The sequence below is a fragment of the Corynebacterium uberis genome, assembly GCF_020616335.1.
Lineage (GTDB): Bacteria > Actinomycetota > Actinomycetes > Mycobacteriales > Mycobacteriaceae > Corynebacterium > Corynebacterium uberis.
On record NZ_CP085051.1, the window covers coordinates 2018445 to 2045042 of the forward strand.

Consider the following 26598-nt stretch of genomic DNA (forward strand, 5'->3'; position numbering starts at 1 on the left):
TTTCCTTAACCAGGAGCCACCGTGACCACCACTACCAGCGCATCCGCCTCCCCGCGCCTGAACGCGGGCAAGATGCCCTCCCACCGCGTCTTGTCCTATGCCCTAGGCGATGCGGCCAACAACCTCTCCTTCATGATGACCTCCATGTTCCTGCTGGTCTACATGACGGAGATCGCCGGAATTAGCGCCGCCACCGCCGGCGCGATCTATGGCATCACCAAATTCTGGGCGGGAGCCTCTGACCTCATCGCAGGCCAGACGGTGGATCGCTTTGATACCCGGTGGGGGCGGCTGCGCCCCTGGGTGCTGTTCGGATCCCTGCCGCTGGCAGTGTGCTTTGTGCTGCTGTTTAGCGTCCCGGCGGGCTTAAGCCCGGCGCTGACCGTGGCCTGGGTGTTCCTCTTCGACGCCCTGTTCCAGCTGGGCTACTCCTTTGTCAACATCCCCTACGGCTCGCTGGCCGCCTCGATGACACAGGACCCGGTGGACCGCTCCAAGCTCGCCGGCGCGCGCGCCATTGCGGGTGCGGTCACGGGCGTGGCGTTGAGCTTTGCCATCGCGCCGCAGTTCCGGGACACCGCCGTCGACGGCATCCGGCTGAAGTTCACCCTGACCTGCGCGGGCCTGGCCCTATTGGCCGTGGTGTTCTACCTGATCTGCTTCCTCAACTCTCGGGAGACCGTGCAGCGCCCGGAGGGCAAGATCTCCTTCCGCGCCACGTTCCGGATGCTGCGCAGCAACCGGCCGCTGCTCATGCTGTGCCTGGCTGCCTTCTTCCTGCTGGGCGCCATGTTCACCATGAACGCGGTGAGCATGTACTACGCCACCTATGTGCTGGGCAGCGCGTCCTACTACGTGTGGCTGATGCTCGCGCAGACGGTCGGCGGCGTGCTGGCCGCGTCCCTGACCGCCATGGTCACGGCGCGGTTGGGCAAGCGCAATGGCTACATGACCTTTGGCATGTGCGCCGTCATCGCCTATGTGGGCATCTTCTTCATCCCGGCGGGCAACCTGCCCATCGCCATTGCGGTGTGGTTCCTGTTCGGCATGGGCTCGGGCGGCACCAACGCCTTGATGTTCTCCATGCAGGCGGACACCGTGGACTACGGCGAGTGGCGCTCGGGCATCCGGTCTGAGGGCGGGTCCTATTCCATCCTTTCCTTCATCCGCAAGGTGGGCCAGGGCGTCGGCGGCTGGGCCGGGGCGGCAATCATCAGCATGTTTGGCTACGTGGCCAAGGCGCCCGTGCAAACCGACCACGCGCTTTTGGGCATCCGTATTGCCACGGGGCTAGTGCCGGCGGCGCTGGGCGGCTGCGCTGTGCTGGTGGCCATCGGCTACAACCTCACCGCGTCAGTGCACGCGCGGGCGGTCGCGGAGCTTCACGAGCGGCGCACCCAGGACGCGGTGGCACAGACCAAGGGCGTGGACACCGAGCGGGTGCGGGTCACCGCGCAGGGCAACCGCAACACGCTGCTGTCTCGCCTGGACCAGCCGCACCCGCCGATTGTCACGCTGTTCGGCCTGCGCGGTTCGGGCGCCACGGACATCGGCCCGGCGCTGGCGCAGCGGCTCGGCGTGCCCTACATCCCGCAGGCGTTTAGCTCCGATGAGCTTGTCGACGCCCCCGACATCGCCGGCACCGCGGTGCTCACCGACTCCGGCTTCGACCGGTGGTTGCGCCGAATGTCCCTGTCCTCTACGGACTCGGACCTGGCCAACGCCTCGAACCTGACGGCCAACCGCAAGATGGCCAATGAGAACACCCTCAACGTGCTCCAGTCCGTCGACGGCGGCGCGGTCATCATGGGCCGCAACAGCGCCCTGGTGCTGGGCCGGGTGGTCGGTGCGCTGCACGTGCGCATCGTCTCACCGCTGAAGAAGCGCGTGGAACGCGTCGAAGAGCTCACCGGTCTGCCGCGTGATGCCGCACGCGAACAGTGCTACACCGAGGACCGCCTGCGTGCAGAAATGGCCCGGTCCCTCTACCAATGGAACCCCAACGACGACGAGTACTACGACCTAGTGCTCAATTCCGGATCCCTGTCCGCCGAGCAGATCGTGGACATCATCGCGGAGACCTACAAGGACAAATACCCGGCGTACACGTCGGAGAAGATGCGCGCGGAGGCCGCACAATGACCACTACAACAACCCCCACGCACGGCGTAGGCAACCTGGCGCTCAAGCGCGTCATCGGCTACGGCTTCGGCGACGCGGGCTGCAACATCGCTTTCCAAATGACCGGCCTATTCCTGCTGGTCTACTACACGGACGTGGTGGGGCTTGATCCTCGCCACTCCTCCATGATCTTCATCTTCATCAAGGTCTGGGACGCTTTTGCGGATATCTTTGCCGGCCGGCTGGTGGACTCCACCATGACCAAGTGGGGCAAGTTCCGCCCCTTCCTGCTGTGGTACTCGGTGCCGCTGCTGGCCTCCAACCTGCTGTGCTTCTGGATCCCGGTCACTGACTACACCATGAAGGTGATCTGGGCGACCGTGTCCTACGCGTTGCTCGGCCTGCTCTACTCCCTGGTCAACATCCCGTTCGGCTCCCTGGCCGGGGCGATGAGCCAGGACCCCCAGGACCGTTCACGGATGTCCGCCGCCCGCATGGTCGGCTCCGGATTTACCATCCTGGTACTCGGCGTCTTGCTGGCCCCGCAGATCAAGGCCGCGGCCAACCTGCAGCGGACCTTCCTGTTCACCGCGATCGTCTTCCTGGTGGTAGGCACGGTGTTCTTTGCCATCACGTTTATCACCGCGAAGGAGCGCGTGGTCCGGGAGGTCGAGCGGGTCTCCCTGCGCGACACCTTGGACACGGTGCGCCGCAACGGCCCGCTGCTGCGGCTGTGCGCCTCCTCCTTCTTCTACCTCACCGGCCAAAACGTGGTCTCCGCGATGGGCATCTACATTGGCCTGGACCTGCTGGGCCAGTTCACGGACGGCAACTGGGCCCCCACCGTGGTCACCATCATCACCACCGGCGCGGTGCTCTACATGGGCCCCTTCGGCCCGGCGATCACCCGCTACCTGGGCAAGAAGCGCGGCTTTATCATCGCCGCCCTGTTCACGGTGGCCGGGATGATCATCTTCTGGCTGGGCACCTCGCACCTGGCCAACCTGTGGCTGGCGCTGGTGGGCCTGTTCATCGCGGGTGCGGGCATGGCTGTGCTCAACACCATGACCTGGGCCCTGGAGGCGGACACCGTGGAGTACGGGGAACTGCAGACCGGCATCCGCACCGAGGGCGCCACGTATGCGGCGTTCTCCTTCACCCGCAAGGTGGGCCAGGGCGTCGGTATGGCGCTGGCAGGCGCGGTGCTGTCCCTGGCCGGGTATGTCGCCCGTGACGGCGGCGGGCACATGACGCAGGCCAATGAGGTGCTGGCGTCCATGGGCCTGTGGCTGGCGATCTTCGCGGGCGGCTGCTTCTTGGCGGCCTGCTTGATCATGATGTCCTACCCGCTGACGGAGGAGCGTTTCCAGGAGGTCATGGCGGCGATCGCGGAGAAGCGGGCCAAGTTCGGTTCGATCTCGGGCCACGCCGATTCCTTGGAGGCGCCCACGTCCACCCCCACCCCCTAGTATTGGTACTATCAAACCGGTGGGGCGGGATCGCCCCACCACGCACACTTTTCAGGAGAGTCTCACAATGAGCAGCACAATCACCAAGGCAGAAGTATTCGTCTTCTCCACCTCCCGCAACTTTGTCACCCTGCAAATCACTACTGACGACGGCGTCGTCGGCGTGGGCGACGCCACCCTCAACGGCCGCGAACTCGCCGTCGCCGCCTACCTCAAGGAGCACGTCTGCCAGCTGCTGGTTGGCCGCGACGCCAAGAACATCGAAGACACCTGGCAGTTCCTCTACCGCTCCTGCTACTGGCGCCGCGGTCCGGTAACCATGGCCGCCATCGCCGCGGTGGACATGGCCCTGTGGGACATCCTGGGCAAGATGGCCAACATGCCGGTCTACCAGCTGCTCGGCGGGGCCTGCCGCACCGGCGCCCGCGCCTACGGCCACGCCTCCGGCACCGACCTGGAGAGCCTGTTCGATTCCATCCGCTACGAGATGGACCTGGGCTACACCATGATCCGCGTGCAAACCTCCGTGCCGGGCATCGACAAGCTCTACGGCGTTGCCGCCCAGGAGCAGTCCTCCGGCCAGCGCTATGACTTCGAGCCGGCCAACCGGGGCGACTGGCCGGTCGAGGAAGACTGGGATTCCGCCGCCTACATGCGCCACGTGCCCGGCGTCTTTGAGGCCGTGCGCAACGAGTTCGGACCGGAGCTGCCGCTGCTGCACGACGGCCACAACCGCCTGACCCCCCGCGAGGCGGCCCGCTTTGCCAAGGACCTTGAGCCCTACGACCTGTTCTGGCTCGAAGATGTCACCCTCGGCGAGAACCAGGAGAACCTGCGCATCATCCGCGAGCACTCCACCACGCCGCTGGCCATCGGCGAGGTATTCAACTCGGTCTATGACATCAAGGACCTCATTGACAACCAGCTCATCGACTACGTGCGCTGCGCCACCACGCACTTCGGCGGCATCTCGCCGCTGAAGAAGGTCATGGCCCAGGCCGAGCCGTACCAGATCAAGTCCGGCTTCCACGGCCCCACGGACGTCTCCCCCATCGGCTTCGCTGCCGAGCTGCACCTGGACATCAGCATCCACAACTACGGCGCCCAGGAGTACATGACGCACTCCAAGGAGACCCTGGAGGTCTTTGAGACGTCCATGACCTTTGAAAACGGCCTGCTGCACCCGGGCAATAACCCGGGCCTGGGCGTGACCTTCCACCCGGAGATCGCGGAAAAGTTCCCCTACGAGCAGGCCTACCTGCCCTACAACCGCCTGGCAGACGGCACCGTACACAACTGGTAAGAGGAGTGCTACAGCACGTGACACAGTCAACATCCGCACCCCGCGTGGTGGTCATGGGTGTTTCCGGTGCGGGCAAGACCACCATCGGAACCCTCCTGGCCGAGCGCCTCGGCGTGAGCTATCGCGATGGTGATGATCTCCACCCCCAGGCCAACATCGACAAGATGGCCTCCGGCCAGCCGCTCAATGATGAGGACCGGTGGCCCTGGCTCAAAGAGGTTGGCCAGTGGTTAGCCCAGGCCCATGACGGCGGGGTCATCGGTTGCAGCGCCCTCAAGCGCAGCTACCGGGACCTCATCCGGCAGGCCTGCCCCGACGTGGAGTTCGTCCACGTCCACGGCGACGTCGACGTGCTGGCCTCCCGGATGGACCAGCGCGAGGGGCACTTCATGCCCTCCAGCCTGCTCGAGTCCCAGCTGGCTACCCTCGAGCCGCTCGGCAGCGACGAGGCGGGCGCGGTGTTTGACATCGCCGCCCCCGCGGACGCTGTGGCGGATAAAGCAGCTGCGTGGGTGGCCTCCCGCGCCTAAGATAATGGGGCATGACCAGTCTTATCGTCGTTGACGTTCAGAATGATTTTTGCCCCGGAGGCGCGCTTGCCACCGCCGACGGCGACCGGGTGGCCGCCGGCCTGGCGCAGCTGCTCGCCGGCCCCCACCCCTACCGCCACCTCATAGCCACCCAGGATTGGCACATTGATCCCGGCTCTCACTTCAGTGAGCAGCCGGATTTTGTTGATTCTTGGCCCGTCCACTGCCGGGCAGACTCCGCGGGCGCCCAGTTCCACCCCGCGCTCGCCGACGCCGCCTTCGACGCCGTGTTCCGCAAGGGCCAATACACCGCCGCCTACAGCGGTTTTGAGGGCACGGAGGCCACCGGCCTGTCCTTGGAGCGCTGGCTGCGCGATCAGGACGTCACGCGTATCGACGTCGCCGGCATAGCCACCGACTTCTGCGTCCGCGCCACCGTCCTCGACGCCCTGTCAGCCGGCTTCGAGGTGCGCGTGCTCACCGACTTAGTCTCCGCCGTTGCCCCGGACTCAGGGGCGCGGGCACTCGAAGAGATGCAGGCTGCCGGCGCGCAGCTGGTCTAGCCTTTCGGCCATGGTGCTCAGCATCGCGGTCGCCGACTCAAAGGTGCCGTCCTCGGCTTTGGCCAGCACCGCGATACCCACCGGCGCGCACTGCGCCCCACGGTCGATATAGCCCAGCTGGCGCACCAGGTAGGCGCCGGACTCATCCGGGCCCCACCCGCCCTTGAAGCGGGCCTCGGGCAGCCGACCCAGCCCCCACGACTGCTCGGGCACGATGGCGCCCATCGCCGCAGTCACTGGGCCGGAGCCATCAAGCTGCGGCAGCACGGAGGCAAAACGCGCCTGCTGTGCCACCGACCACTGCGTCTGGCCGAAGGCGGAAAACGGGGGGCGGACGGTGCGGGTTTGGGCGCTCGGTTGGGGGCCGGGGGCGTCGGCAAGCACCGCGGTGGTGGCGCGGCCCGCCTGCTCGGGGGTGCCCAGGGCGGACCACAGTGCCGCGGCGGCGTCATTATCAGAAGCGGTGATCGCCCGCCGGACGGTCGCAGCATCGCCCACCCCGGCGCGCAGGGCGGCGATGGCCACCGGGACCTTCATGGTCGACCACCCCGGGGCGGGATCCTGAAACCCCGCCGCGAGCTCCTGGCCTGGGGAAAAGACCGCCACCCCGGCGGTTCCGGGCAGCCCCGCAACCACCTCATCCAGGGAAGAAACGGGCGCCGCCGACGGATGGGGCGCCGGCACCGTGGGCGCCGGGACGGCAGACGGGTGCGACGAATCCGCCGGCGCGGAGCCGGGACGATCAATAGTGCAGCCGCCCACGGCAACCGCGCAGCCAACGGCCAGCAGGCCCAAGACGATTCGGCGACACACCATCATGCGATGTACACGTTGGCGTTGTCGCCGCCGGTGCAATGCACGTAGCCGCCCCGATCCGCACAATGCATGGAGTAATACAAGCTGGTCACCGGGCTGAACACCACCACGTCACGCTCCAGCTGCCGATCCTGCAAGTAGGCCCGCACCCACTCATCGCGCACCGCCAACGCAAAATCATCGCTGGTGGGACCGGACTTGTACACGTTGTTAAAGTCCCCAGTCGGCTGCTGGGAACGCGCGGCATCATTGACCGGCTCCGCATCCCCCGGTAGCTGCGCCCGCGGGCGCGCCTCCTGCTGCGGGGTCGTCTGCTGCGACGTGCCAGACACCGTCGTGGTTGCGCTGACGGTCGTCTCCGGGGCAGCCGCCGGGTGGGGCTGCTCGTGGTTATGCGAATAGAGCCACGTGCCCGCGGCCACGCCCACGGCGATGGCAGCGGCAGCAGCAGAGCCAATGATGACAGCTACGTTGCGATCCACGGCAGTAGCCTAGTCAGACTAGTCCCGGCCCGCCAGCAAACGCTGCAGCTCCTTGATATCGTTGCCACGCTTGCGGCTGCGCAGCACCCCCACCACGATCAAGCCGGCAAGAATAGCCCCGCTGACCAGCAGAATCTTCTGCGCCTCCGGGTCCTTCAGACGCGCGGTCGCCTGCCGCTTGGCATCATCAACCAAGTTCTTCGGCTTGCTGCGATCCGCCAGCTGGTCCAGCGTGCTGGCCAGCTGACTGCGGGTGCGCTCGATGTCGCGCTGAATATCTTCAATGCTGCGTGCCACGTGTCTTCTCCCAGTAGTTAGATTTTTGGCTACAGATACCTCCCGCATAGTCTAGCCCCCATCCGATACCCCCGGTTAGAGTGGGCGACATGACTTCCCCTCGACTCTCTCCCGGCGACCCCGCCCCAGCATTTTCGCTTCCCGACGCCCACGGCACCACCGTCAGCCTGTCCGACTACTCCGGGCGCCACGTCATCGTCTACTTCTACCCCCGCGCCAACACCCCCGGATGCACCACCGAGGCGTGCGACTTCCGCGACAGCCTCACCCAACTGAACGGACTCGGCGATGGCGACGGCGTCGCCGTGATCGGCATCTCCCCCGACAGCCCCGAAGCCCTCGCCCGCTTCGCCGCGGACCACGACCTGACCTTCCCCCTCCTGTCCGACCCGGACAAAACCACCCTCAGCGCCTGGGGCGCCTTCGGGGAAAAGAAAAACTACGGCAAGACCGTCCACGGAGTCATCCGCTCCACGTTCCTCGTCGCCCCCGACGGCACCATCGCCCAAGCCTGGTACAACGTCAAGGCCACCGGGCACGTGGCCCGGATCCTGCGCGACATTGAGCTCTAGCGCACCGCGAACACCCAAGTGCGCTAGCGGGGGGCGGCCACCGCTAGCGCCATAGGCTGCTCTGCTAGCGCACCGGCTCTGCGACAGTGACGATGTTGTCGGCATAGCCCAACTGGCCGCCCACAAACTCACCACCGCAAGTAATGAGCACCAGCTTGTTCTCTCCGGTGGTGTTGTTGACCACCTCGGGCCAGTCGGCACCCTTGGTCACGTGTACCGGCGCCTCAGTGACCCGGAACTGCCGATCCTCCCCGTTCACATTCACGGTGAACTCCTCACCGACCTTCATATCCACGAAGCGGCGGGCAAAACCATCACCCTGCCCCGCAAAGTTGACGTGCCCGGTAATTACTGAAGAGCCCACGTCACCCTCATCGCCAGGCACCGCAGACGCCGAATACCAGCCCAGCTTGGAAATATCCTGCGGCGGCAGCAACGCACCCTGGTCCGTCAGCTGCACCAAATCCACCGGGGCGGTCTGCCCACCAGCGGTCATGGACATGCTCTGCACCCCGTCGTGCTCCCCGGGGGCGGCCTCCATCTCATGCTCCTGCGCCCCGGAATCATCCACGGCCGGGACACTCGTCTCCGCCGCCGAGCCCGCCTGCGAATCATTATCAGACCCGCAGGACACAAAGCCCCACACCGCCAACGCCACAACCACCACGAGCCCCAGAATTGCCGCGATGAGCGTACGCCGATTCAACGCCCGCTGATCACCGCCAACCGGCACGCTCGACGAACCTTCATCTAGACCATCACCAAATTCAGACATGCCCTAAAAGATACCTGGGCCGCCACCCCCACGCAGCCGCCACTCCCCACCAACGACCCCCCGCGCCCACCTTTTATATAAGGCCCCAAGAATCCGTGCGTGACCAGGGCGTTGCCCCAGCCGCGCTGCGCCCTTCGCAGCCCGCTTCCCGACGCCCCCTGCCCGCACCGACCTCCCCTCGGGGCGCCCTCCCGTCCCCGGGCCCCTGCGGCGCTCCTGCCCCGCCCCGGGGCCCCTCCCGACACCGTGTGACTGGTGTGACGGGGCAAGTGCGCAAATCACCCCCGAAACGGCCCCTTTTCACCCCCGAAAACGCACTCTGTAAACCTCACCAGTCACACGCTGCAAAGCGGGGCACCGCAGAGCCCCCTCCCGCACCACACGCTGCAAAGCGGGGCACCGCAAGGCCGCCGCACCGCCCACCCCGACCGGGGCACCGTCCTCCCTCGCAACGCCCCTGCCCGTCGGGACCTCTCCCGACACCGTGTGACTGGTGTGACAGGGCAAGTGCGCAAATCACCCCCGAAACGGCGCCTTTTCACCCCCGAAACCGCACTCTGTAAACCACACCAGTCACACGCTGCAAAGCGGCAGCACCCCAGCCCCCTCCCCCACCACACGGCCCAAAGCGGCAGCACCCCAGCCCCCTCCCCCACCACACACAAAAAGGGCGGGGCACACAGCCAGCCCGCCGTGCACCCCGCCCTCGGGACCCTTGCCCGCTACCGCAGGAGGTCTTCGTTGATATACGCCGAGGTGAATTCCTCGTTAACCACCGTGGCGCCGGCCCCGTCGAGGACGCGCAGCGTGTAGCCGTCGACCAGGATGGTGTTGGGGTTGGCGGGGACGCGGAAGTATCCGTGGTCGGGGTTAGCGGTGGACATGTCTACGTCGGCTTCAAAGCCCATGCCGTCGCGCAGTCCGCGGTAGTAGTAGCGCCCGTTGTCGGGGTTTTCGCAGATGACTAGGTCGGTGCGTGGGCTTTTTCCGGCGAAGACCCAGGTGTCTATGGAGTTGCATTGGGCGTCTGGGGTTCCTTCCCAGCCGGAGTGGTTGAGGAAGAGCGGGTAGCCGGCGGATTTGCTGACCAAGGGGGGTGCGTCTGGGCTGGTGTGGGTGCGGGGAGTGGGGGTGGGGGTGGGGGACTTATCGCAGCGCACGACTTTCTTGCGAACTTGCTCGGGCACGCCGTCTCGGTCCATCTGTGCGGTGTCCATGCAGCCCCATCCGGTGTCGGTGACTCCGTGGCGGCTGTATTCTTGCCACGCTCCGTCGACGAGGTGGTAGATGCGAATGTCTCCGGAGTAGGCAAGGCCGCTTTGCATCCAGGCGCCGTCGCAGTACATGACTAGGTTGAGCTTTTCTGTGCCCGGGGAGCGGTGTAGGTAGTCCAGCGAGCAGACGTCGGCTTGCGCCTGGGCAGGTGGTTGTTCGCTTTGCGACGCCGCGGGGCTCGCCGTCGGTGCCGATTGTTCGGTTGTCTCCACCGGGGCGGCGGTGGGTTCGGGGTCTTTATGGAGCACCCAGTACCAGGAGGCGGCGATGAGGGCGGCGACCACGATGATTCCAATGACCGCGGCGACCACCCCTGTCCAGTTTTTGCGCTGGGGTTCGGGTTCGACCTGCTGGCCCCATCCTGGACTGCCGCTGTCTTGGCCCTGTCCGGGGCCATTGTGCTCAACCCAAAAATCGGAATCTGACATCGCTACTCTCCTGACGGTCTGTCACAAAGTCTCGGCGCACACCGGCGCTTTATAGCTTCCCATTATGCAACCCTCAGCATGGATGCGCAGGGCCGCGATCACGCTCGGCGTGGCGGCGGCACCGCCGACTCCCGGCACAAAGGCCTTGGCCGCGATTGTCCAATTGCCTTAGCGCGCCGGAGTTGCCAATGCAGATAACCCGATGGCTCGGTCCACAGCACCGCTGTGCCACGCATCGCTATACAACAAAAACGGACACCATCGGGCGAGAAACCGACACCCGCAATTGCCATGAAACTACCCCCGCTACCCCCACCGGATTGGGGGCCACATTCGCCGCTTATACACCGGCCCCAAACAACTGCACTACCGGCACTATCTTTCTGCCTCTTGCGCCTTCGACAGGTTTGCAAAGGCTTCTTATCCCACCTCAGCGCTATGGTTTAGCACAATTGCTTCGCCACACCAGTCATGGGACTCGCGTGCGCCCGATCACACTAGCGAACCAGCACGACCGCGCCCACAACTCGGGAGTGGACCTTAATTTCTCCCCTGTTTGCCCACATCACACACTCACAACCCACACGGCGACCCTCGGCGCCGCCCTACCGTCGATGATCGCGGACACACACCGCAGTACCCAGACGCCACAATGGAATTAGTTTCGCAATATAAAATTTGTATCTAGGTATAAATAAACAACTCTTGCGAGTTAGGCCAATAGTACTTCCACTTCCCCTACCTGCGGGAACAGGCCACCGAATTGCACCGCGGTGTACTAAACACTGCCGACTCCCCTAAACCCCCATCTACGCCCGGAAGGACCCCGCCCCCACGGGGAACTCTCCGAGCTAAAAAACCAGTGCGCCCGGGGGGACTTGAACCCCCACGTCCGTCGGACACTGGAACCTAAATCCAGCGCGTCTGCCTATTCCGCCACGGGCGCGCAACAATGATTCAGTATAGTGCACTGCCTTCAGGCGGGTACTCTAGGACGGGTGAGTAAGAAGGAAAGTCAACGCCGCCAGCACAAACGTGCGCGGTTCACCCACGTCCTCCTGCTCGCAGCCATGGTGGCCGTGAGCATCGCTTTGGCGTGGTGGCAATGGACCCGTTACAAGTCCGGAACCGGAACATTCCAAAACTTGGGATATGCCCTACAGTGGCCGCTCATCGGCGGCTTCTTTGTCTTCGCGTATCGCAAGTACCTAGAGTATGAGAACCTCATGATCGACGCGGAAAACTCGGCGGACGATCCGGACTTCCTCTTCGAACTCGACCAGAAGAAATTCGACGCCGCCGACGCACCGCGGGAGATTGACGCAGACTTCCTGCCGCAGCGCCCCCAGGTAGACATCGAAGAGTTCAACGCGCTCAACACCCCACGCAGGGGCGACACTGACGTGGCAGGCTTGGATGGCAACCCCCGAACCCCCAGAAAGGACACCTAGATTCCGCAATGACTTCCCCTGATCAGCCCACCACCCCCGTGCGGGTCCACCCCGAGCGCCAGCGCCGCGTCCGCCAGGCGCTGACCATCTTCACCATTGCGGCCTGGGTGACCGGCACGCTCTTGCTGTGCCTGTGCGTGCGCATGGTGTGCCAATACCTGCTGCACATGGAGCTGCCCGAGTGGGCAGGGCTCATCGCCAAGATCCACGGCTGGGCGTATATCTGCTTCTTGGCCGCCACGCTCAACCTTGGGCTCAAGGCGCGATGGGAGCCGGCGCGGTGGATCACCACCGCAATTTCCGGCGTTGTTCCCTTCTTGTCCTTCTTTGTCGAGCACTGGCGCCGCCGTGAGGTGACAAAGAAGTTCCAGCTGAACTAGGCCCCGTCGCGCTGCGCGAGCTCTTTGATACGCACCGCCAACTGGCTGAGTGCCTTACCCCGGTGGGAAAGGGAATCCTTTTCCTCCGGGGTTAGTTGTGCCGCGGTGCGGCGGGTGCCGGAGTGGCCGTCTTCCTCGTTGGGGACGAACAGCGGGTCATACCCGAATCCGCCCTCGCCGGCGGGCTCGCGCAGGATGCGGCCCGCCCACTGGCCGGTGGCCAGGGTCTCTTCCCCGTCCGGGGTAACCAGTGCGCACACGGAGACGAAGGCGGCCTGGCGGCGCGAGTCGGGGACGCTGGCCAGCTGGCTGAGCAGCAGGGCGTTGTTGGCGGCGTCGTCGCCGTGGGTGCCTGACCAGCGTGCGGAGAGCACCCCGGGCATGCCGCCGAGTTCCTCGACGGTTAGGCCGGAGTCGTCGGCAACCGTGGCTAGCCCGGTGTGCGCGACTCCCGCGCGCGCCTTGATCAGGGCGTTGTCGGCGAAGGTGCGGCCGGTTTCCTCGGGCTCGGGGTAGGCCGGGACGTCGGCGAGGCGGAGGAGTTCCACCCCGGCGACGTCGTGAGCATCGAGGATGCGCTGGAGTTCGACGAGCTTCTTGGGGTTGTTGGAGGCGACGAGGAGTTTCATGAGGCGGACTCCAGGGCGTCGCGCTGGAGGGCGATGAGGTCCTGGCAGCCCGCCTGCGCGAGGTCGAGGAGTTCGCCGAGCTGGGCGCGGTCGAAGGTGCCCTCCTCACCGGTTCCCTGGATTTCCACGAAGCGGCCTGCTGCGGTCATGACCACGTTCATGTCTACCTCGGCGCGGGAGTCTTCCTCGTAGGGAAGGTCGAGCACCGCGGTGCCGTCGACGATGCCCACGGAGACCGCGGCCACTGGGTCGCGCAGGGGGGAGCCGGGCACGACGCCGCGTGCGTGCAGTACCCCGATGGCGTCGGCAAGCGCAACATAGGCACCGGTGATCGACGCCGTGCGGGTGCCACCATCGGCCTGGAGGACATCGCAGTCAATGTTGATGGTGTTTTCGCCGAGTTCGCGCAGGTCCACTGCGGCGCGCAGGCTGCGCCCGATGAGCCGGGAGATCTCATGGGTACGCCCCTTGACCTTCCCGCGCATGGATTCCCGCGGCATCCGCTCCGAGGGGGCGGCGGGCAGCATCGCGTACTCCGCGGTGAGCCACCCCTCCCCCGAATCGCGTTTGAAGCGCGGCACCCCCTCGGCGATGGACGCCGTGCACAGCACCCGGGTCTGCCCGAACTCCACGAGCACGCTGCCCGCCGGGTTGGTGGTGAAATTGCGGGTGATGCGCACCGGGCGCAACTGGTCAACGGCCCTGCCGTCTGCACGAGACAAAGAACTCATAGCGCCCCAGGCTACCCGCGCCGCCGGTTGCGTTTCATCCCGGCGACAAATCCCCCGCCCCGGGCGGCCTAACCCGTGGTGTAGGTTGCCCCCGGCGCCCCAAATTCCACGGGGCCGTCAAATTCCCGGCGCGCCGCCGCCACCGCGTCTTCCGGATCCTCCCAGGGTGGAACGTGCACGATGACCAGCCGGCCTACCCCGGCCAGGCGGGCTGCCGTGCCGGCCTCCGCCCCACACAGGTGCATGTCTGGGGCTTTGCCCTGACTGGTGGCACCCCAGTTGGCCTCGCAGAGGAAAACGTCCGCGCCGGCAGCTGCGGTGACCAGGTTGGGCGTCCAGCCGGAGTCGCCGGAGTAGACCACGCAGGCGCCGGTGTCGCGCTCAACGATGCGCAGGGAGTACGCCTCCACGGGGTGGACGGCGCGGTAGGGGGTGATGCTCAGGGCGTCGAGATGGTGGGTGCGGCCGTCCTCCCAGGCGGTGAACTCGAAGGTGTCGGAGCAGTCGTCGATGCCGTCGGGTTGGTCGTCGGCGCTGAGGCGGCCCAGGTGGACCGGCGCGGGTCCGGGGCCGAGCAGCTGGGAGCGGGTTCGGGCCGCGTGGGTGGGGTGAAAGCGGCGCCACACCATCAGCGAGGGGAAGTCGAGGCAGTGGTCGGCATGGAGGTGGGACAGGGCAACGTGGCAGGTCGCCGGGTCTGTCAGCGTCTGCAATCGCGCGAGGGCGCCGGGGCCTAGGTCCATGATCAGTCCGGGCATGCCTCCGGCCTCCAGGAGGTAGCCGGAGGCCGGGTTGTCCGGGGATCCCAAGCTGCCGGAGCTGCCGAGGATGGTCACCTTCATGTCCACTACCCTGCCACGAAGGCGCCGCTAAGGGGGAATTGTGCCGGTCTAGGCTTCCCGCGGCGGCACGTCTGCGGGGGCTTCGCCGTAGTCCAGCTCGGTGGCGCCGGGGCCCAGGAAGCGGCTGGCCAAGCGCTCAAAAAGGGCCGGGTCGCCGGTGGTTTCAAAGTGGCGGGTGGGCGGTTGGTCGGGGTCGTGCTGGGCGAGCAGATCCCGGCGCGCCAGCGCGGTGAAGACGTCCTTGGTGGCTTCCTCGGCGGAGGAGACCAGGGTGACGGAATCCCCCATGGCCATCTGGATGACTCCGGCGAGGTGAGGGTAGTGGGTGCAGCCGAGGACCAGGGTGTCTACTCCGGCGCGGCGGAGGGGTTCGAGGTAGCCGCGAGCGACGCCGAGGACCTCCGCGCCGGTGGTTTCTCCCCTTTCGACGAATTCGACGAAGCGGGGGCAGGCGGCGGCGAAGATCTCCACGCTGGGGTTGACGGAGAAGAGGTCCTGGTAGGCCCCGGAGTTGATGGTGCCGATGGTGCCGATGACCCCGATGCGCCCGTTGCGGGTAGTGGCCACCGCGCGGCGCACCGCGGGGTGGATGACCTCGATGACGGGGACGCTGTAGCGTTCGCGCGCGTCATGGAGGAAGGATGCGGAGGCGGTGTTGCAGGCAATCACGATCATCTTGCAGCCGCGTGCCACCAGCGAATCGGCGATGCGGGTGGCGTGTTCGCGGACCCGGGCGATGGGTAGCGGGCCGTAGGGGCCGTTGGCGGTGTCGCCGATATAAAGGATCGATTCATCGGGCAGCTGATCCATCATGGTGCGCGCGACGGTCAGCCCGCCCAGTCCGGAATCGAACACACCGATCGGCGCCGTGTGCGCCCTGTCTTCTGCACTCACGAGGCCCCATCCTACGCGTCGGCATACCGCGTGCCGACGCCGCGACCCTACCGCCCCGCAGGCCCCTCCGGCAGGCGGGGGGTGTTCATGGCCCGGACGATCTTGCCCATCACCCGGTTGAGGTCGGCCACATCGTCCGCGTCGAGTTGGTCGAAGACCAACCGCCGGACCGTTGCCACGTGTGTGGGCGCCGCGGCGCGCACAAAGTCCCAGCCCGCCTGCGTCAATTCCACGTTGGTGGAGCGCCCGTCGGCCGGGTCCGGGCAGCGCAGCACGTAGCCCGTCTTTTCCAGCCGGGTGATCACCCGGGACAGGTGGGACAGCGTCATGTCCGACAGCTCCGCCAGGCTTGACATGCGCAGCCGCCGCCCCGGCGACATGGAGATCTGCGCCAACGCGAAGTAGTCATAGTGGCTGATGCCAAAGTCCTGGCGCAGCTGGGCGTCGAGCCGCGAGGGCAGCCAACTATGGAAGGACCAGACCTTCAACCAGGCCTGCATCTCGGTGGTGGTTAGCCAGCGGGTGCCGTCCCCTGACGGGGTGGAGGCGTCATCAATTTCGGCGGTCATCCTTTTAGAGCCTTACTGTGTGTGTGCTTGTCTACGTGCTGGTGCTTGTGATCGTGCCGGCTTCCGGGACACATCATCTGACGTAATAATCATGCCAGCTAATACCCCACCAATCGCCCCAAAAAGGTGGCTCTCCCACGACACCCCGGCCTGGAGCGGCAGCACCCCCCAGATCCACCCGGAGTAGGCCATTCCTAAGATGACGCCCAGCCCCAGCTGTCCGAGCGAACGGTTGAACACACCACGCACCAACAGGTAGGCCAGCCAGCCGTAGACCAGCCCGGAGGCGCCGATGTGGTTAGACCCCACGCCGCCAAAGACCCAGGTCCCCAGCCCGGCCACCACCACGGTGATGGCGGTGACTTCCCAGAAGGCCCGCGGCCCGGACAGCCCGATGAGGAACGCGAACACCGCCCCGGGCACCGTGTTGGCCACGATGTGCGCCAGGTTGGCGTGCAGGACCGGCGCGGCGAGCACGCCGGTCAGCCCGGACAGGTCCAGCGGATGGACCCCAAAGGCGTTGAGCGCACCGCCGAAGACGATGACGTTGACCAGGAAGACGGCCCAGATGACCAGCACGTATCCCACCGCGCACCGCAGGCCCGTGCCCAGGTGGGAGCGCGCCTGCGCGCGCCAGGATTGCGGCTGGGCAAGCGGCTGGGGGTGGTGCGGGGGCGGGGCAAAGGTCATCGGGCAGCGGGGTCCTTCTGTGTCGATGCGGGCGCGGTCGATGTGGGCGCGGGGGCGGGCTGGGCCAGAATCTCGCTCCAGGCGGTCATCCCCAGTCCCGGGCTGGCGGACATGACGGCGTCAGCGATAGCGCTTTCTACCGCGGTGGCGGCTGCGGCGCACAGGCCAGCCAGCTTCGCAGTATCCACCGGGGTGGCACCGGGTTCGGCGGTGGACAGGGCAAAGAGCGTATCGCCATCCATGGGCAGGTGTGCCGGGCGGATGGCCCGCGCGATGCCGTCGTGGCCGCACAGCGCCAGCCGGCGGGCCTGCCCCGGGGTCAGCGCGGCGTCGGTAGCCACCACCCCGATGGTGGTGTTGAGGCTGGCATCCGGCGCGTGCAGCTGGGCGAAGGCGTGCGGGTCAACCGCCGGGTAGTCGCCGTGAGCCCACAGCCGCCCGGTGCGCGGGTCCACGACCTCGCCGACCGGGTTAGCCACCACGAGCGCGCCAACCGTGACCTCGCCGACCTGCACCGTCGCCTGGCCCACGCCGCCGCGCAGCCGCCCGGCGCTGGCCCCACAGCCCGCACCGACGCTTCCCGACGCCGCCGTGGTCCCGCACGCGCGCACCGCCGCCACGCCGTCATGGGCGCAGGGGTAGTGGTCGCGCGCGCCGACCATGAGGTCAAAGATCACCGCAGCCGGCACGATGGGCACGCGCACCTGGCCTGCCACGTCAAAGCCCACCCCTTGGGCGGCCAGCTCGCGCATGGCGCCGTCGGCGGCCGCCAGGCCAAAGGCCGAGCCGCCGCACAGCGCTATCGCGTGGACGCGCTCGACCGTATTGTGCGCCGCCAGCAGATCAGTTTCGCGGGTGCCGGGCCCGCCGCCGCGCACATCCACCGCGGCGACGGCGCCGTGGGGGCTGACAGGGCGGATGACGGTCACCCCGGTATCGGTGAGGCTGGCGTGACCAACGGTGATGCCGGGGACGTCGGAAAGCATTTACTCGCCCACCGTCCCCATCATCGCGGTGAGCAGGGAATCCTGGTTGAACGCCAACCATTCCACCAGCGTGTGCGTGTCCGGGTGATCCCCCGCGGACAGGTACAGCCGCAGGTCATTGAGCGCGGCAACCCACGCCTGGGCCTGGGCCTCATCCAGGGTCACCGCGACGGAGCCATCCGGCCCCAACGCCTGGGTGACCACCTGAAGGTTCTCCAGCTTCGCGCGGGTGATGTCATTTTCGTGGAAGGAGCGCAGCAGCGCGTTATCGCCCTCGAACTCCTCATCGCCGGGGCGAACAAAGTCCGGCAGCAGGCGCGCCAGGGACGGGTCCTCCGGGGCCTCCTTGTGGCCGCTGGACAGCCCGGTCATCTCCGCGAGCTCATCGCGGGGAGCCGACCGCACCCGGGCGATCAAGGCCTCCGCAACCGTGGCCGCCAGGTTGCCCAACACCTCGCGCTCCATGGGGTCAAAGACCGTGGAATAGCGGGTGGGGCGCATCAGCCCCTTCTTCTTGCGCCAATCCTCCATGTTTACAATCGCCTACCCTGCCTGCTGCATCGTCGCCCACAGGCCCGCAACCTGGAGCTTTTTCACGTCGCCTTCAACCTTGTCCCGCTCGCCCGAGGACACCACGGCCTTGCCTTCCGTATGCACCTGCATCATCAGTTCGGTGGCCCGCTTGCGGTCATAGCCCAGCACCGTCTGGAAGACATAGGTGACGTAACTCATCAGGTTGACGGGATCGTCCCACACCACGCACACCCACGGAATGTTCTCCGCGGTGGCCACATCGACGTCGATAGCCTCATCGAGCTCGGGGGTGGCCATGGGCGCCATCGGCGAGGACAGGCGCACGAGGAAATCCGGGCAAGTCATGTCTCACAGCCTAGTCAACGCGGCGCCGCGGGGCGTTAGAGTGGTGGACGTGAAACACACCGACCCCGCACCCACGCAGCGCTCCACCGCACTGCTCACCGACAAATACGAGCTCACCATGCTGCAAGCCGCCCTGCGCGACGGCACCGCCAGCCGCCGCAGCACCTTTGAGGTCTTTGGCCGCAAGCTGCCCAACGAGCGCCGCTACGGGGTTGTCGCCGGCACCCCGCGCGTGCTGGCCGCCGTAGAGGACTTCCGCTTCACCGACGCCCAGCTGGACACCCTCGACTTCCTCGACGAGGCGACCTTAGAATTCCTGCGCGACTTCCGCTTTAGCGGGCACATTGACGGCTACCGGGAAGGCGAACTCTATTTCCCCTACTCCCCGATCCTCACCGTGCGCGGCTCCTTTGCCGAATGCGTCATCTTAGAGACGGTCATCCTGTCCATCATGAACGCCGACTCGGCCGTGGCGTCCGCCGCCGCCCGCATGGTCACCGCCGCCGACGGCCGACCCATCATCGAGATGGGCTCGCGGCGCACCCACGAATACGCCGCAGTCACCGCCTCCCGGGCGGCATACCTCGCCGGCTTTAGCGCCACCTCCAACCTCGAGGCCGCCTTCCGCTACGGCATCCCCGCCTCCGGAACCTCCGCCCACTCCTGGACCCTCCTGCACACCAACCCCGACGGCACCCCCGACGAAGCAGAGGCCGCCGCCTTCCGCGCCCAGGTCGACGCCCTTGGCCCCGAGACCACGCTGCTGGTAGACACCTACGACATCGCCCGCGGCGTGGCCACCGCCATCGAGGTGGCCGGCACCCAGCTCGGCGGGGTGCGCATTGACTCCGGCGACCTGGGCATGATGACCCGGCAGGTGCGCCGCCAGCTCGACGAACTCGGCGCCTACAACACCAAGATCGTGGTCTCCTCCGACCTGGACGAATTCACCATCGCCGGCCTGCGCGGCGACCCAGTGGATTCCTTCGGCGTAGGCACCTCCGTGGTCACCGGCTCCGGCGCCCCCACCCCCGGCATGGTGTACAAGCTCGTGGAGGTCGACGGCGTGCCCGTGGCCAAGCGCTCCCGGGGCAAGGCCACCGTGGGCGGGGCCAAACGCGCCCTGCGCACCTTCCGCGCCACCGGCACCGCCGTCGAGGAGATCGTGGTGCCCTTCGGCTCCGCCGACCCGGACCTGGGCACCCTGGACTCCCACGCGCTGACCATCCCGCTCATGCGCGACGGCGCGACCGTGGCGGACCTGCCGGACCTGGAGGCCTCGCGGGCGCACCTGGCGCAGCAGTTGGTCACCCTGCCGTGGGAGGGCCTGGCGCTCTCGCGCGACGAGCCGGCGATTGGGACCCGCTTCGTGGGCTTCCCGGACCGACTCGCGGGACACTAGGAGGCGCGAGGGGACACGAGGAGAGACGAGGTGTCCCGCCCCAGTAGGTCGCGCGCATAGGACGCCTGTGTGCGCACGGCTCACCGCCGCTGTGAAGCCAGACACAACCGGGAACTACGTCCGGGGGTAATTTGCGGGCAACCGGAAGTTGGGAATCTCAAAACACGGGAAACCAGGCCCCCGCGCGCCCGACTACTGCGGCATGAACACTTCGAGCGCGCGCACGCGCACCGGTGGGCTACGCCCCACCCTCTACCGCATGCACAGCTGGGCCGGCGTCCTCGTCGCCCCCTTCCTGGTGGCCGCCGCCCTTACCGGCCTGGCCTACTCCTTTGGCCCCGTGGCCGAGGAGGTCTACTACCACCACGAACTGACCGCCTCCGAGGGCACCCACCACCCCGTCTCCAGCGCCATCGCCGCCGCGCGCGCCGTCCACCCCGACCTGCCGCTGGCCGGCGCCGTCGTCTCCGACAAGGCCGAAGACTCCGTGCGCGTCCTGTTCAAGGACGAGTCGCTGCCCGGCCCCAGTTTCAAGCGCGCCGTCTTTGTTGACCCCGTCACCGACGAAATCCTGGGCGACATGCCCCAATACGCCTCCTTCCACTCCCTGCCGCTGCGCACCTTCATCGACGAAGGCCACGCCAACCTGTGGCTCGGAGAGCCCGGCCGCTTCTACTCGGAGATGGCCGCCTCCTGGCTCGGCGCCCTGACCATCACCGGGCTGTTCCTGCTGTTCAACAAGTGGCGCCGATCGATGAGCACCAAGAACGCGCCACGGCGCTGGCACTCCCTGATCGGCCTGGTGTGCGTCCCCGGCTTCCTGGTCCTCACACTCACCGGCCTGACCTGGTCTAAAACCGCGGGCAAGGCCATCGCCTGGATCCGCACCGAACTGTCCTGGCGCCCGCCGGTTCCTGCTGCCGGGCCGCCCGTTGACGGCCCCGGGCTTGCCGGCGACGCCGGGGTGGATACCGCCATCGCCGTCGCCCGCTCCCACGGACTGACCGGAGTCTTTGATGTCTTGGCCCCCAAGGGCGGAGACGTGTGGAAGATCACAGAATCCGCAGCCCAGCCGTGGGTCTTTTCCTACGATGCCATCTCCGTCAACGGTGCCGACGGCTCCGTGGTGGGAACCGTGCCTTTCTCCGACTGGCCCCTGGCCGCCCAGCTGACCGAATGGCTCATCCGCGCCCACGTGGGAACCCTCTTTGGCCTGCTCAACCAGATCATCCTGGCCGCCACCGCGGCGGGCATCCTCGCCGCGATCGTGCTCGGCTACATCATCTGGTACCGCCGCGGGCGCACCGGAAAGTTCGGGCGCCTGCCCGCCCCGCGCAGCTGGCAAACCGTGCCGCGCGGCTGGCTCATCGTCTTTTTGATCATCATGGCCATCTACGCCGTCGCGGCCCCCTATTTCGGCCTCAGCCTGCTGATATTCCTGGCTATCGACGCCGCCTGGCGCCGCGCTAAACTGGGCACCCATGCCCGCAGTGCCGCCCACGCCTAAGCTTCTCGACGCCGCCGTCGCCGCCCTCGGCGGCAGTGCGCGCGTCGGCCAAGAAAAGATGGCGCACGCGGTGACCCGGGCCTTAGACTCCGGGCGCCACCTGGCCGTCCAAGCCGGCACCGGCACCGGAAAGTCCCTGGCCTACCTGGTGCCGGCGCTGCGCCACGCCCAGGCCACCGACACTACAGTCGTCGTCTCCACCGCCACCATCGCTCTGCAACGCCAACTCGTTGAACGCGACCTGCCGCGCCTGGCCGAGGCCCTGGAAGACGAGCTGCCCCACCGGCCGACCTTTGCCATCCAGAAGGGCCGATCCAACTACCTGTGCCTGCACAAGATCTCCGCCGGGGAGCCCACCGCAGACCTCCTCGACGACGCGGAGCTCACCGCCACCGGCAAGCAGGTGCGCCGCCTGCACGACTGGGCCGAACAGACCACCACCGGGGACCGCGACAGCCTAGAAACCGGCGTCTCCGATACCGTGTGGCGCCAGGTGTCTGTCACCTCCGCCGAATGCATCGGCGCGGGCCGCTGCCCCCACGGGGCCGACTGCTTCGCCGAACTAGCCCGGCAGGCCGCCCGGGACGTCGACGTGGTGGTAACCAACCACGCCCTGCTGGCCATCGACGCCCTCACCGACTCCGCGGTGCTTCCCGAACACGACGCCGTGATCATCGACGAAGCCCACGAGCTCGACGCCCGCATCACCTCCGTATCCACCGCCCAGCTGACCCCCACCAGCCTGCGCCTGGTCTCGCGCCGCATGGCCGCACTGGGCGCCTCCCCCGATACCTTTGACACCGCGGTAGCCACCTGGGAGGAGCGCCTGCCCCTGCTGGACCAAGGCCGCTGGCGCGCCACCGATGAGGACACCCACGGCCTGCTGGTGGGCCTGCGTGACGAACTCTGGGCCGGCCACCTATCCGTCACCTCCGGCGGCTCCCCCGACGATGACGTAGACACCAAGGCCGAACGCGCCAACCTGGCCAACCACATGGTCGACCTCTACGACACCGCCGTGCGCATCCTCGCCGTCCTCGACGCCGACGCCGAACAGACCCCCGACGACGTCGTTTGGCTCACCGAGGCCGCCCTGTCCGTCGCCCCGCTGTCCGTCGCCGGGCTGCTCGCCGGGCACCTGTTCGCCCAGAACACCGCCGTGTTGACCTCAGCGACCTTAAGCGTAGGCGGCAACTTCGATGCCCTGGCCGCCTCCTGGGGCCTGCCATCCGGGACCTGGGACGGCCTGGACGTGGGCACGCCCTTCGACCCGGCACGCGCCGGGATCCTCTACATCGCCCGCCACCTACCCGCCCCATCGCGCGAAGGGCCCAGCCCCGCGGCCCTCGACGAGATGGCCGAGCTGATCACCGCCGCCGGCGGGCGCACCCTGGCGCTTTTTGCCTCCCGACGCGCCGCCCAACAGGCCGCCACCGCCCTGCGCGCCCGGCTGCCCTTTGACATCCTGGTCCAGGGGGAAGACTCCACCGGTGTGCTCGTGGAACGTTTTGCCCGCAACGAAAACACCTGCCTCTTTGGCACCCTGACCTTGTGGCAGGGAGTGGACGTCCCGGGCCGCTCGCTCAGCTTGGTCATCATTGACAAGATCCCCTTCCCCCGCCCCGATGACCCCCTGCTCCAGGCCCGCAAGGAGGCTGCCGACGCCGCCGGGCGCAACGGATTCATGAGCGTTGCCGCCACCCACGCCGCCCTCCTGCTCGCCCAGGGCGCCGGCCGGCTGCTGCGCTCCACCACCGACCGCGGCGTGGTGGCCATCCTCGACCCCCGCCTGCTGACCAAACGCTACGGGTCCTTCCTGCGCGCCAGCCTGCCCCCGCTGTGGCCCACCAGCAACCCCACGACCGTGCGCGAAGCCCTGCGCAGGCTGGTCGCCGCCCGCTAAAATGTCCCAACCATGGACATCCTGCGCGACGCCGACCTGACCCTGCGCCCCCTGTCCCCACAGGACGCCGCAGCCCTGACCAAGGCCTGCTTAGACCCCACCACCGCGCGCTTTACCGAGGTGCCCGCCAACTACACCCAGGAGATGGCCGAGCAGTTCATCGCCGCCGACCCCGGCTTCCCGCGCTGGGCCCTCGACGTCGAGGGCACCTTCTGCGGCGTCATCGAAGCCCGCTACACCACCGGCAGCACACCTGGCGTGGACCTGGGCTACCACACCGCCCCCTGGGCACGCCGCCGCGGACTCATGCGGCGCGCAGTGACGCTGGTCACCGCCTGGGCGCACGACAACGGCTACCCGGTGGTCACGCTGCGCACCCGGGCCGACAACGCCGGCAGCCGTGCCGTTGCCCGCTCCTGCGGGTTTGTTCTAGAGCACATCTCCGGGATGACCGTCAGCTACCGGCACCGCAGCGCTTAGCCCAAGCAGCGGGATGAGCGCGTCAAGGCGCGGCACATCCAGGCACACATCGGCGACCTCCCGCAGCGCTGGCTTGCCGCACAGCGCCACCCCCAGGTCCGCGGCGGCAACCATCGCGCAGTCATTGGCGCCATCGCCAACTGCCACCGTCGCGTCCGCCCCGAAATCCTGAGCCAGCCGCGCTAAGAAGCGGGCCTTTTCCTGCTTATCGACGACCCCTCCCCTCACCCGCCCCGTCAACGTACCGTCCACCACCTCTAGGGTGTTGGCGGCCACGGCGTCGAGGCGCAACTGCGCGGCCAAGGGCTTAAGAACCTGAATGAAGCCCCCGGAGACCACGCCAACCACGTGCCCGTCCGCGTGCAGGGCGGCGATGAGCTCCTGGGCCCCTGTAGTCAGCTCCAGGCCGGCGGCAACCTCATCGATGATGCCGGCATCAAGCCCGGCGAGGGTGGCCACCCGGGCCCGCAGAGAGTCTGCAAAGTCGAGCTCGCCCTCCATGGCCCGGCGGGTCACCTCCGCGACTTCTTCACGCTTGCCGGCGCGGTCTGCCAGCATCTCAATGACCTCCCCGGTAATCAGCGTGGAGTCACAGTCGAGGCACACCGCCAGGCGGCGCGCCTGGGTCAGGCGGGCGTCGATCGCCAGGACCTGCGCGCCGTCGGTGACCTGGCGCGCCCATTCGGCCGCGGCGTCGATGCCCTGCGGGGCGGGGACGTGGGTGCAAACGGCGGGGAAGGGGGCGTCGATAAGCGTCCACGAGGAATCGGGCGGGGTGGATGTCAGCGCGACGATGTGGGCGTCCATGGGGGCCTTTCTGGGGTGGTGTGGGTAGCGCAAACCCCCGCCCCGGTCCCCTGGTGTGGGGAGGATGGGCGGGGGTGTGGCAGGAGGAAAGATCTGATTAGTGGTTGCCCACGTGAGCCTCGCGACGCATGCGCTCCACCATGTGCGGGTAGTGCAGCTCGAAGGCCGGACGCTCGGAGCGGATCCGCGGCAGGGACACGAAGTTGTGACGCGGGGGCGGGCAGGAGGTGGCCCACTCCAGCGAGTTTCCGTAGCCCCACGGATCATCAACGGTGACAACCTCGCCGTAGCGCCAGGAACGGAACACGTTCCAGATGAACGGCAGCACCGAGATGCCCAGCACCACGCAGAAGACGGTGGAGATCTGGTTGAACAGCGTGAAGCCGTCCGTATCCAGGTAGTCCGCGTAGCGGCGCGGCATGCCCATGTTGCCCAGCCAGTGCTGGATGAGGAAGGTGCCGTGGAAGCCCACGAAGGTCAGCCAGAAGTGCACCTTGCCCAGGCGCTCGTCGAGCATGCGGCCCGTCATCTTGGGGAACCAGAAATAGATACCCGCGAAGGAAGCGAAGACCAGCGTGCCGAACAGCGTGTAGTGGAAGTGCGCGATGAGGAAGTAGGACTCAGACAGCTGGAAGTCCAGCGGCGGGGAGGCCAGCATGATGCCGGTCAGACCACCGAAGAGGAACGTGGCCAGGAAGCCCACCGCGAAGACCATCGGGGTCTCCCAGGTGATGTGCCCCTTCCACATGGTGCCGGTCCAGTTGAAGAACTTCACGCCCGTAGGAACGGAGATGAGGAACGTCATGAAGGAGAAGAACGGCAGCAGGATCGCGCCCGTGGGGTACAGGTGGTGCGCCCACACGGCCATGGACAGGCCACCGATGGACAGGGTGGCAAAGATCAGGCCCACGTAGCCGAACATCGGCTTGCGGCTAAACACCGGGATGATCTCGGAGACGATGCCAAAGAACGGCAAGGCCAGGACGTAGACCTCCGGGTGGCCGAAGAACCAGAACAGGTGCTGCCACAGGATGGAACCGCCGTTGCCCGGGTCATAGATGTGCCCGCCGAGCTTGCGGTCGTAGAGGATGCCCAGCGCCGCGGCCAGCAGCGGCGGGAAGATGAGCAGCACGATCAGGGACGCAACGAACACGTTCCAGGTGAAGATCGGCATACGGAACATGGTCATGCCCGGAGCGCGCAAGCACAGGATCGAGGTCATCATATTGATGGCCGAGGCGACCGTGCCCACGCCGGTGGCACCGACGCCGACGATCCAGAAGTCCGCGCCCACACCCGGGGTGTGGATGGCATCGGACAGCGGCGAGTACATGGTCCAGCCGAAGTCGGCGGCGCCGCCGGGGGTGAGGAAGCCGCACAGCATGGCGACGATGCCCACCTGGGTAATCCAGAAGCCGAAGGCGTTCAGGCGCGGGAAGGCCACATCCGGGGCGCCGATCTGGAGCGGCATCACATAGTTGGCAAAACCCCAGACGATGGGGGTACCAAAGGCCAGCAGCATGATGGTTCCGTGCATGGTGAACAGCTGGTTGAACTGCTCATTGGACAGGAACTGCAGGCCCGGGGTGGTCAGCTCCGCACGCAACAGCAGCGCCATGAGTCCACCGACGAAGAACCAGATCATGGACATCGTGATATACGCGACGCCCAGCTCCTTGTGGTCGGTGGTGGTCAGCAGCGTCCACAGCCTTGATCCCTTGCGGCTGGGCGCGGTTGGTGCGGGACGAACGGGCTCAACATAATTGTCGAGCCGTGGCGTCACAGCAGTCATACGATCCTCCTGACTATAGGAAACC

28 protein-coding genes and 1 tRNA gene are annotated in these 26598 nt (G+C 67.0%); 12 read left to right on the forward strand and 17 right to left on the reverse strand.

Annotated elements, in window-relative coordinates; genetic code table 11:
* Positions 1–72: 72 nt before the first annotated feature.
* The 5 genes from LH390_RS09155 (at position 73) to LH390_RS09175 (ending at position 5986) form a co-directional block, all read left to right on the forward strand.
* Positions 73–2142 carry a cytidylate kinase family protein gene (locus LH390_RS09155; protein WP_274709872.1) on the forward strand — a complete coding sequence of 690 codons (2070 nt, stop codon included), beginning with the start codon at positions 73–75 and terminating at the stop codon, positions 2140–2142.
* Complete coding sequence (locus tag LH390_RS09160; protein ID WP_227281604.1) at positions 2139–3590, forward strand: glycoside-pentoside-hexuronide (GPH):cation symporter; 1452 nt, start codon at positions 2139–2141, stop codon at positions 3588–3590. The genes LH390_RS09155 and LH390_RS09160 overlap by 4 nt, the downstream gene beginning before the upstream one ends.
* Positions 3591–3657: 67 nt before the next feature.
* Entirely contained in the window at positions 3658–4893 is a 1236-nt protein-coding gene (gene manD, locus LH390_RS09165; RefSeq protein WP_227281603.1) for a D-mannonate dehydratase ManD, read from the forward strand.
* A 53-nt stretch (positions 4894–4946) separates the two neighbouring features.
* Positions 4947–5423, forward strand: a complete 477-nt coding sequence (locus LH390_RS09170) for a gluconokinase (RefSeq protein ID WP_227282712.1) — start codon at positions 4947–4949, stop codon at positions 5421–5423.
* Positions 5424–5434: 11 nt separating this feature from the next.
* Positions 5435–5986, forward strand: coding sequence for a nicotinamidase (locus tag LH390_RS09175; protein WP_227281602.1), 552 nt, complete (start codon positions 5435–5437; stop codon positions 5984–5986).
* On the opposite strand, the gene LH390_RS09180 is transcribed toward LH390_RS09175, so the two are convergent.
* Genes LH390_RS09180 through LH390_RS09190 form a run of 3 tightly spaced genes read right to left on the reverse strand, consistent with a single transcriptional unit; the run spans position 5933 to position 7581 of the window.
* A complete protein-coding gene (locus tag LH390_RS09180; protein WP_227281601.1) occupies positions 5933–6805 on the reverse strand; it encodes a hypothetical protein in 873 nt (290 codons plus the stop codon). The genes LH390_RS09175 and LH390_RS09180 overlap by 54 nt on opposite strands.
* Entirely contained in the window at positions 6802–7284 is a 483-nt protein-coding gene (locus tag LH390_RS09185) for a hypothetical protein (protein WP_227288206.1), read from the reverse strand. The genes LH390_RS09180 and LH390_RS09185 overlap by 4 nt, the downstream gene beginning before the upstream one ends.
* A gap of 18 nt (positions 7285–7302) precedes the next feature.
* The gene (locus tag LH390_RS09190) at positions 7303–7581 is read right to left on the reverse strand and encodes a DUF3618 domain-containing protein (RefSeq protein ID WP_227281599.1); all 279 of its coding nucleotides are present in this window, start codon (positions 7579–7581) and stop codon (positions 7303–7305) included.
* Between the two features lie 89 nt (positions 7582–7670).
* Here LH390_RS09190 and bcp point away from each other — a divergent pair, with 89 nt between their 5' ends.
* On the forward strand, positions 7671–8153 hold the full coding sequence (gene bcp, locus LH390_RS09195; protein ID WP_227281598.1) for a thioredoxin-dependent thiol peroxidase: 483 nt from the start codon (positions 7671–7673) through the stop codon (positions 8151–8153).
* 64 nt (positions 8154–8217) lie between these two features.
* Here the strand turns inward: bcp and LH390_RS09200 are convergent, their stop codons facing one another.
* The 3 genes from LH390_RS09200 to LH390_RS09210 all read right to left on the reverse strand — a co-directional run bounded on the left by LH390_RS09200 (position 8218) and on the right by LH390_RS09210 (position 11577).
* Entirely contained in the window at positions 8218–8928 is a 711-nt protein-coding gene (locus LH390_RS09200) for a class F sortase (protein WP_227281597.1), read from the reverse strand.
* A 722-nt stretch (positions 8929–9650) separates the two neighbouring features.
* Positions 9651–10631, reverse strand: a complete 981-nt coding sequence (locus tag LH390_RS09205; RefSeq protein ID WP_227281596.1) for a hypothetical protein — start codon at positions 10629–10631, stop codon at positions 9651–9653.
* An 863-nt stretch (positions 10632–11494) separates the two neighbouring features.
* Positions 11495–11577: transfer RNA gene (locus tag LH390_RS09210), tRNA-Leu, on the reverse strand.
* Between the two features lie 52 nt (positions 11578–11629).
* On the opposite strand from LH390_RS09210, the gene LH390_RS09215 reads away from it, so the two are divergent.
* On the forward strand, positions 11630–12082 hold the full coding sequence (locus LH390_RS09215) for a hypothetical protein (RefSeq protein WP_399524934.1): 453 nt from the start codon (positions 11630–11632) through the stop codon (positions 12080–12082).
* Positions 12083–12090: 8 nt separating this feature from the next.
* Complete coding sequence (locus LH390_RS09220) at positions 12091–12462, forward strand: DUF3817 domain-containing protein (protein WP_227281595.1); 372 nt, start codon at positions 12091–12093, stop codon at positions 12460–12462.
* Here the strand turns inward: LH390_RS09220 and rdgB are convergent.
* The 9 genes from rdgB to clpS form a co-directional block, all read right to left on the reverse strand.
* Positions 12459–13091 carry an RdgB/HAM1 family non-canonical purine NTP pyrophosphatase gene (gene rdgB, locus LH390_RS09225; RefSeq protein ID WP_227281594.1) on the reverse strand — a complete coding sequence of 211 codons (633 nt, stop codon included), beginning with the start codon at positions 13089–13091 and terminating at the stop codon, positions 12459–12461. The genes LH390_RS09220 and rdgB overlap by 4 nt on opposite strands.
* Positions 13088–13822 carry a ribonuclease PH gene (gene rph, locus LH390_RS09230; RefSeq protein WP_227281593.1) on the reverse strand — a complete coding sequence of 245 codons (735 nt, stop codon included), beginning with the start codon at positions 13820–13822 and terminating at the stop codon, positions 13088–13090. Before rph ends, rdgB begins: the two co-directional genes overlap by 4 nt.
* A gap of 68 nt (positions 13823–13890) precedes the next feature.
* On the reverse strand, positions 13891–14664 hold the full coding sequence (locus tag LH390_RS09235; RefSeq protein ID WP_227281592.1) for an MBL fold metallo-hydrolase: 774 nt from the start codon (positions 14662–14664) through the stop codon (positions 13891–13893).
* Positions 14665–14712: 48 nt separating this feature from the next.
* A complete protein-coding gene (gene murI / locus LH390_RS09240) occupies positions 14713–15558 on the reverse strand; it encodes a glutamate racemase (protein WP_227281591.1) in 846 nt (281 codons plus the stop codon).
* Between the two features lie 47 nt (positions 15559–15605).
* A complete protein-coding gene (locus tag LH390_RS09245; protein ID WP_399524937.1) occupies positions 15606–16127 on the reverse strand; it encodes a MarR family winged helix-turn-helix transcriptional regulator in 522 nt (173 codons plus the stop codon).
* Positions 16128–16139: 12 nt separating this feature from the next.
* Positions 16140–16817, reverse strand: a complete 678-nt coding sequence (locus tag LH390_RS09250; protein WP_227281590.1) for a rhomboid family intramembrane serine protease — start codon at positions 16815–16817, stop codon at positions 16140–16142.
* Complete coding sequence (locus tag LH390_RS09255) at positions 16814–17803, reverse strand: P1 family peptidase (RefSeq protein ID WP_227281589.1); 990 nt, start codon at positions 17801–17803, stop codon at positions 16814–16816. The genes LH390_RS09250 and LH390_RS09255 overlap by 4 nt, the downstream gene beginning before the upstream one ends.
* Entirely contained in the window at positions 17804–18334 is a 531-nt protein-coding gene (locus LH390_RS09260; RefSeq protein ID WP_227281588.1) for a DUF2017 domain-containing protein, read from the reverse strand.
* A gap of 12 nt (positions 18335–18346) precedes the next feature.
* On the reverse strand, positions 18347–18682 hold the full coding sequence (clpS, locus tag LH390_RS09265; RefSeq protein ID WP_227281587.1) for an ATP-dependent Clp protease adapter ClpS: 336 nt from the start codon (positions 18680–18682) through the stop codon (positions 18347–18349).
* 49 nt (positions 18683–18731) lie between these two features.
* Between clpS and LH390_RS09270 the strand changes: the two genes are divergently transcribed.
* The 4 genes from LH390_RS09270 (at position 18732) to LH390_RS09285 (ending at position 23974) form a co-directional block, all read left to right on the forward strand.
* Entirely contained in the window at positions 18732–20084 is a 1353-nt protein-coding gene (locus LH390_RS09270) for a nicotinate phosphoribosyltransferase (protein WP_227281586.1), read from the forward strand.
* Between the two features lie 202 nt (positions 20085–20286).
* Complete coding sequence (locus tag LH390_RS09275) at positions 20287–21591, forward strand: PepSY-associated TM helix domain-containing protein (protein WP_227288207.1); 1305 nt, start codon at positions 20287–20289, stop codon at positions 21589–21591.
* Positions 21566–23494, forward strand: a complete 1929-nt coding sequence (locus LH390_RS09280) for an ATP-dependent DNA helicase (RefSeq protein ID WP_227281584.1) — start codon at positions 21566–21568, stop codon at positions 23492–23494. The genes LH390_RS09275 and LH390_RS09280 overlap by 26 nt, the downstream gene beginning before the upstream one ends.
* A 12-nt stretch (positions 23495–23506) precedes the next feature.
* Complete coding sequence (locus LH390_RS09285) at positions 23507–23974, forward strand: GNAT family N-acetyltransferase (protein WP_227326815.1); 468 nt, start codon at positions 23507–23509, stop codon at positions 23972–23974.
* Here the strand turns inward: LH390_RS09285 and serB are convergent.
* Together serB and ctaD are read right to left on the reverse strand one after the other, a co-directional pair.
* Positions 23924–24781: a phosphoserine phosphatase SerB gene (gene serB, locus LH390_RS09290; protein ID WP_311516951.1), complete on the reverse strand. Its 858-nt coding sequence runs from the start codon at positions 24779–24781 to the stop codon at positions 23924–23926. The genes LH390_RS09285 and serB overlap by 51 nt on opposite strands.
* Before the next feature lie 97 nt (positions 24782–24878).
* Positions 24879–26573 carry an aa3-type cytochrome oxidase subunit I gene (ctaD, locus tag LH390_RS09295; protein WP_227281582.1) on the reverse strand — a complete coding sequence of 565 codons (1695 nt, stop codon included), beginning with the start codon at positions 26571–26573 and terminating at the stop codon, positions 24879–24881.
* Positions 26574–26598 lie beyond the last annotated feature (25 nt).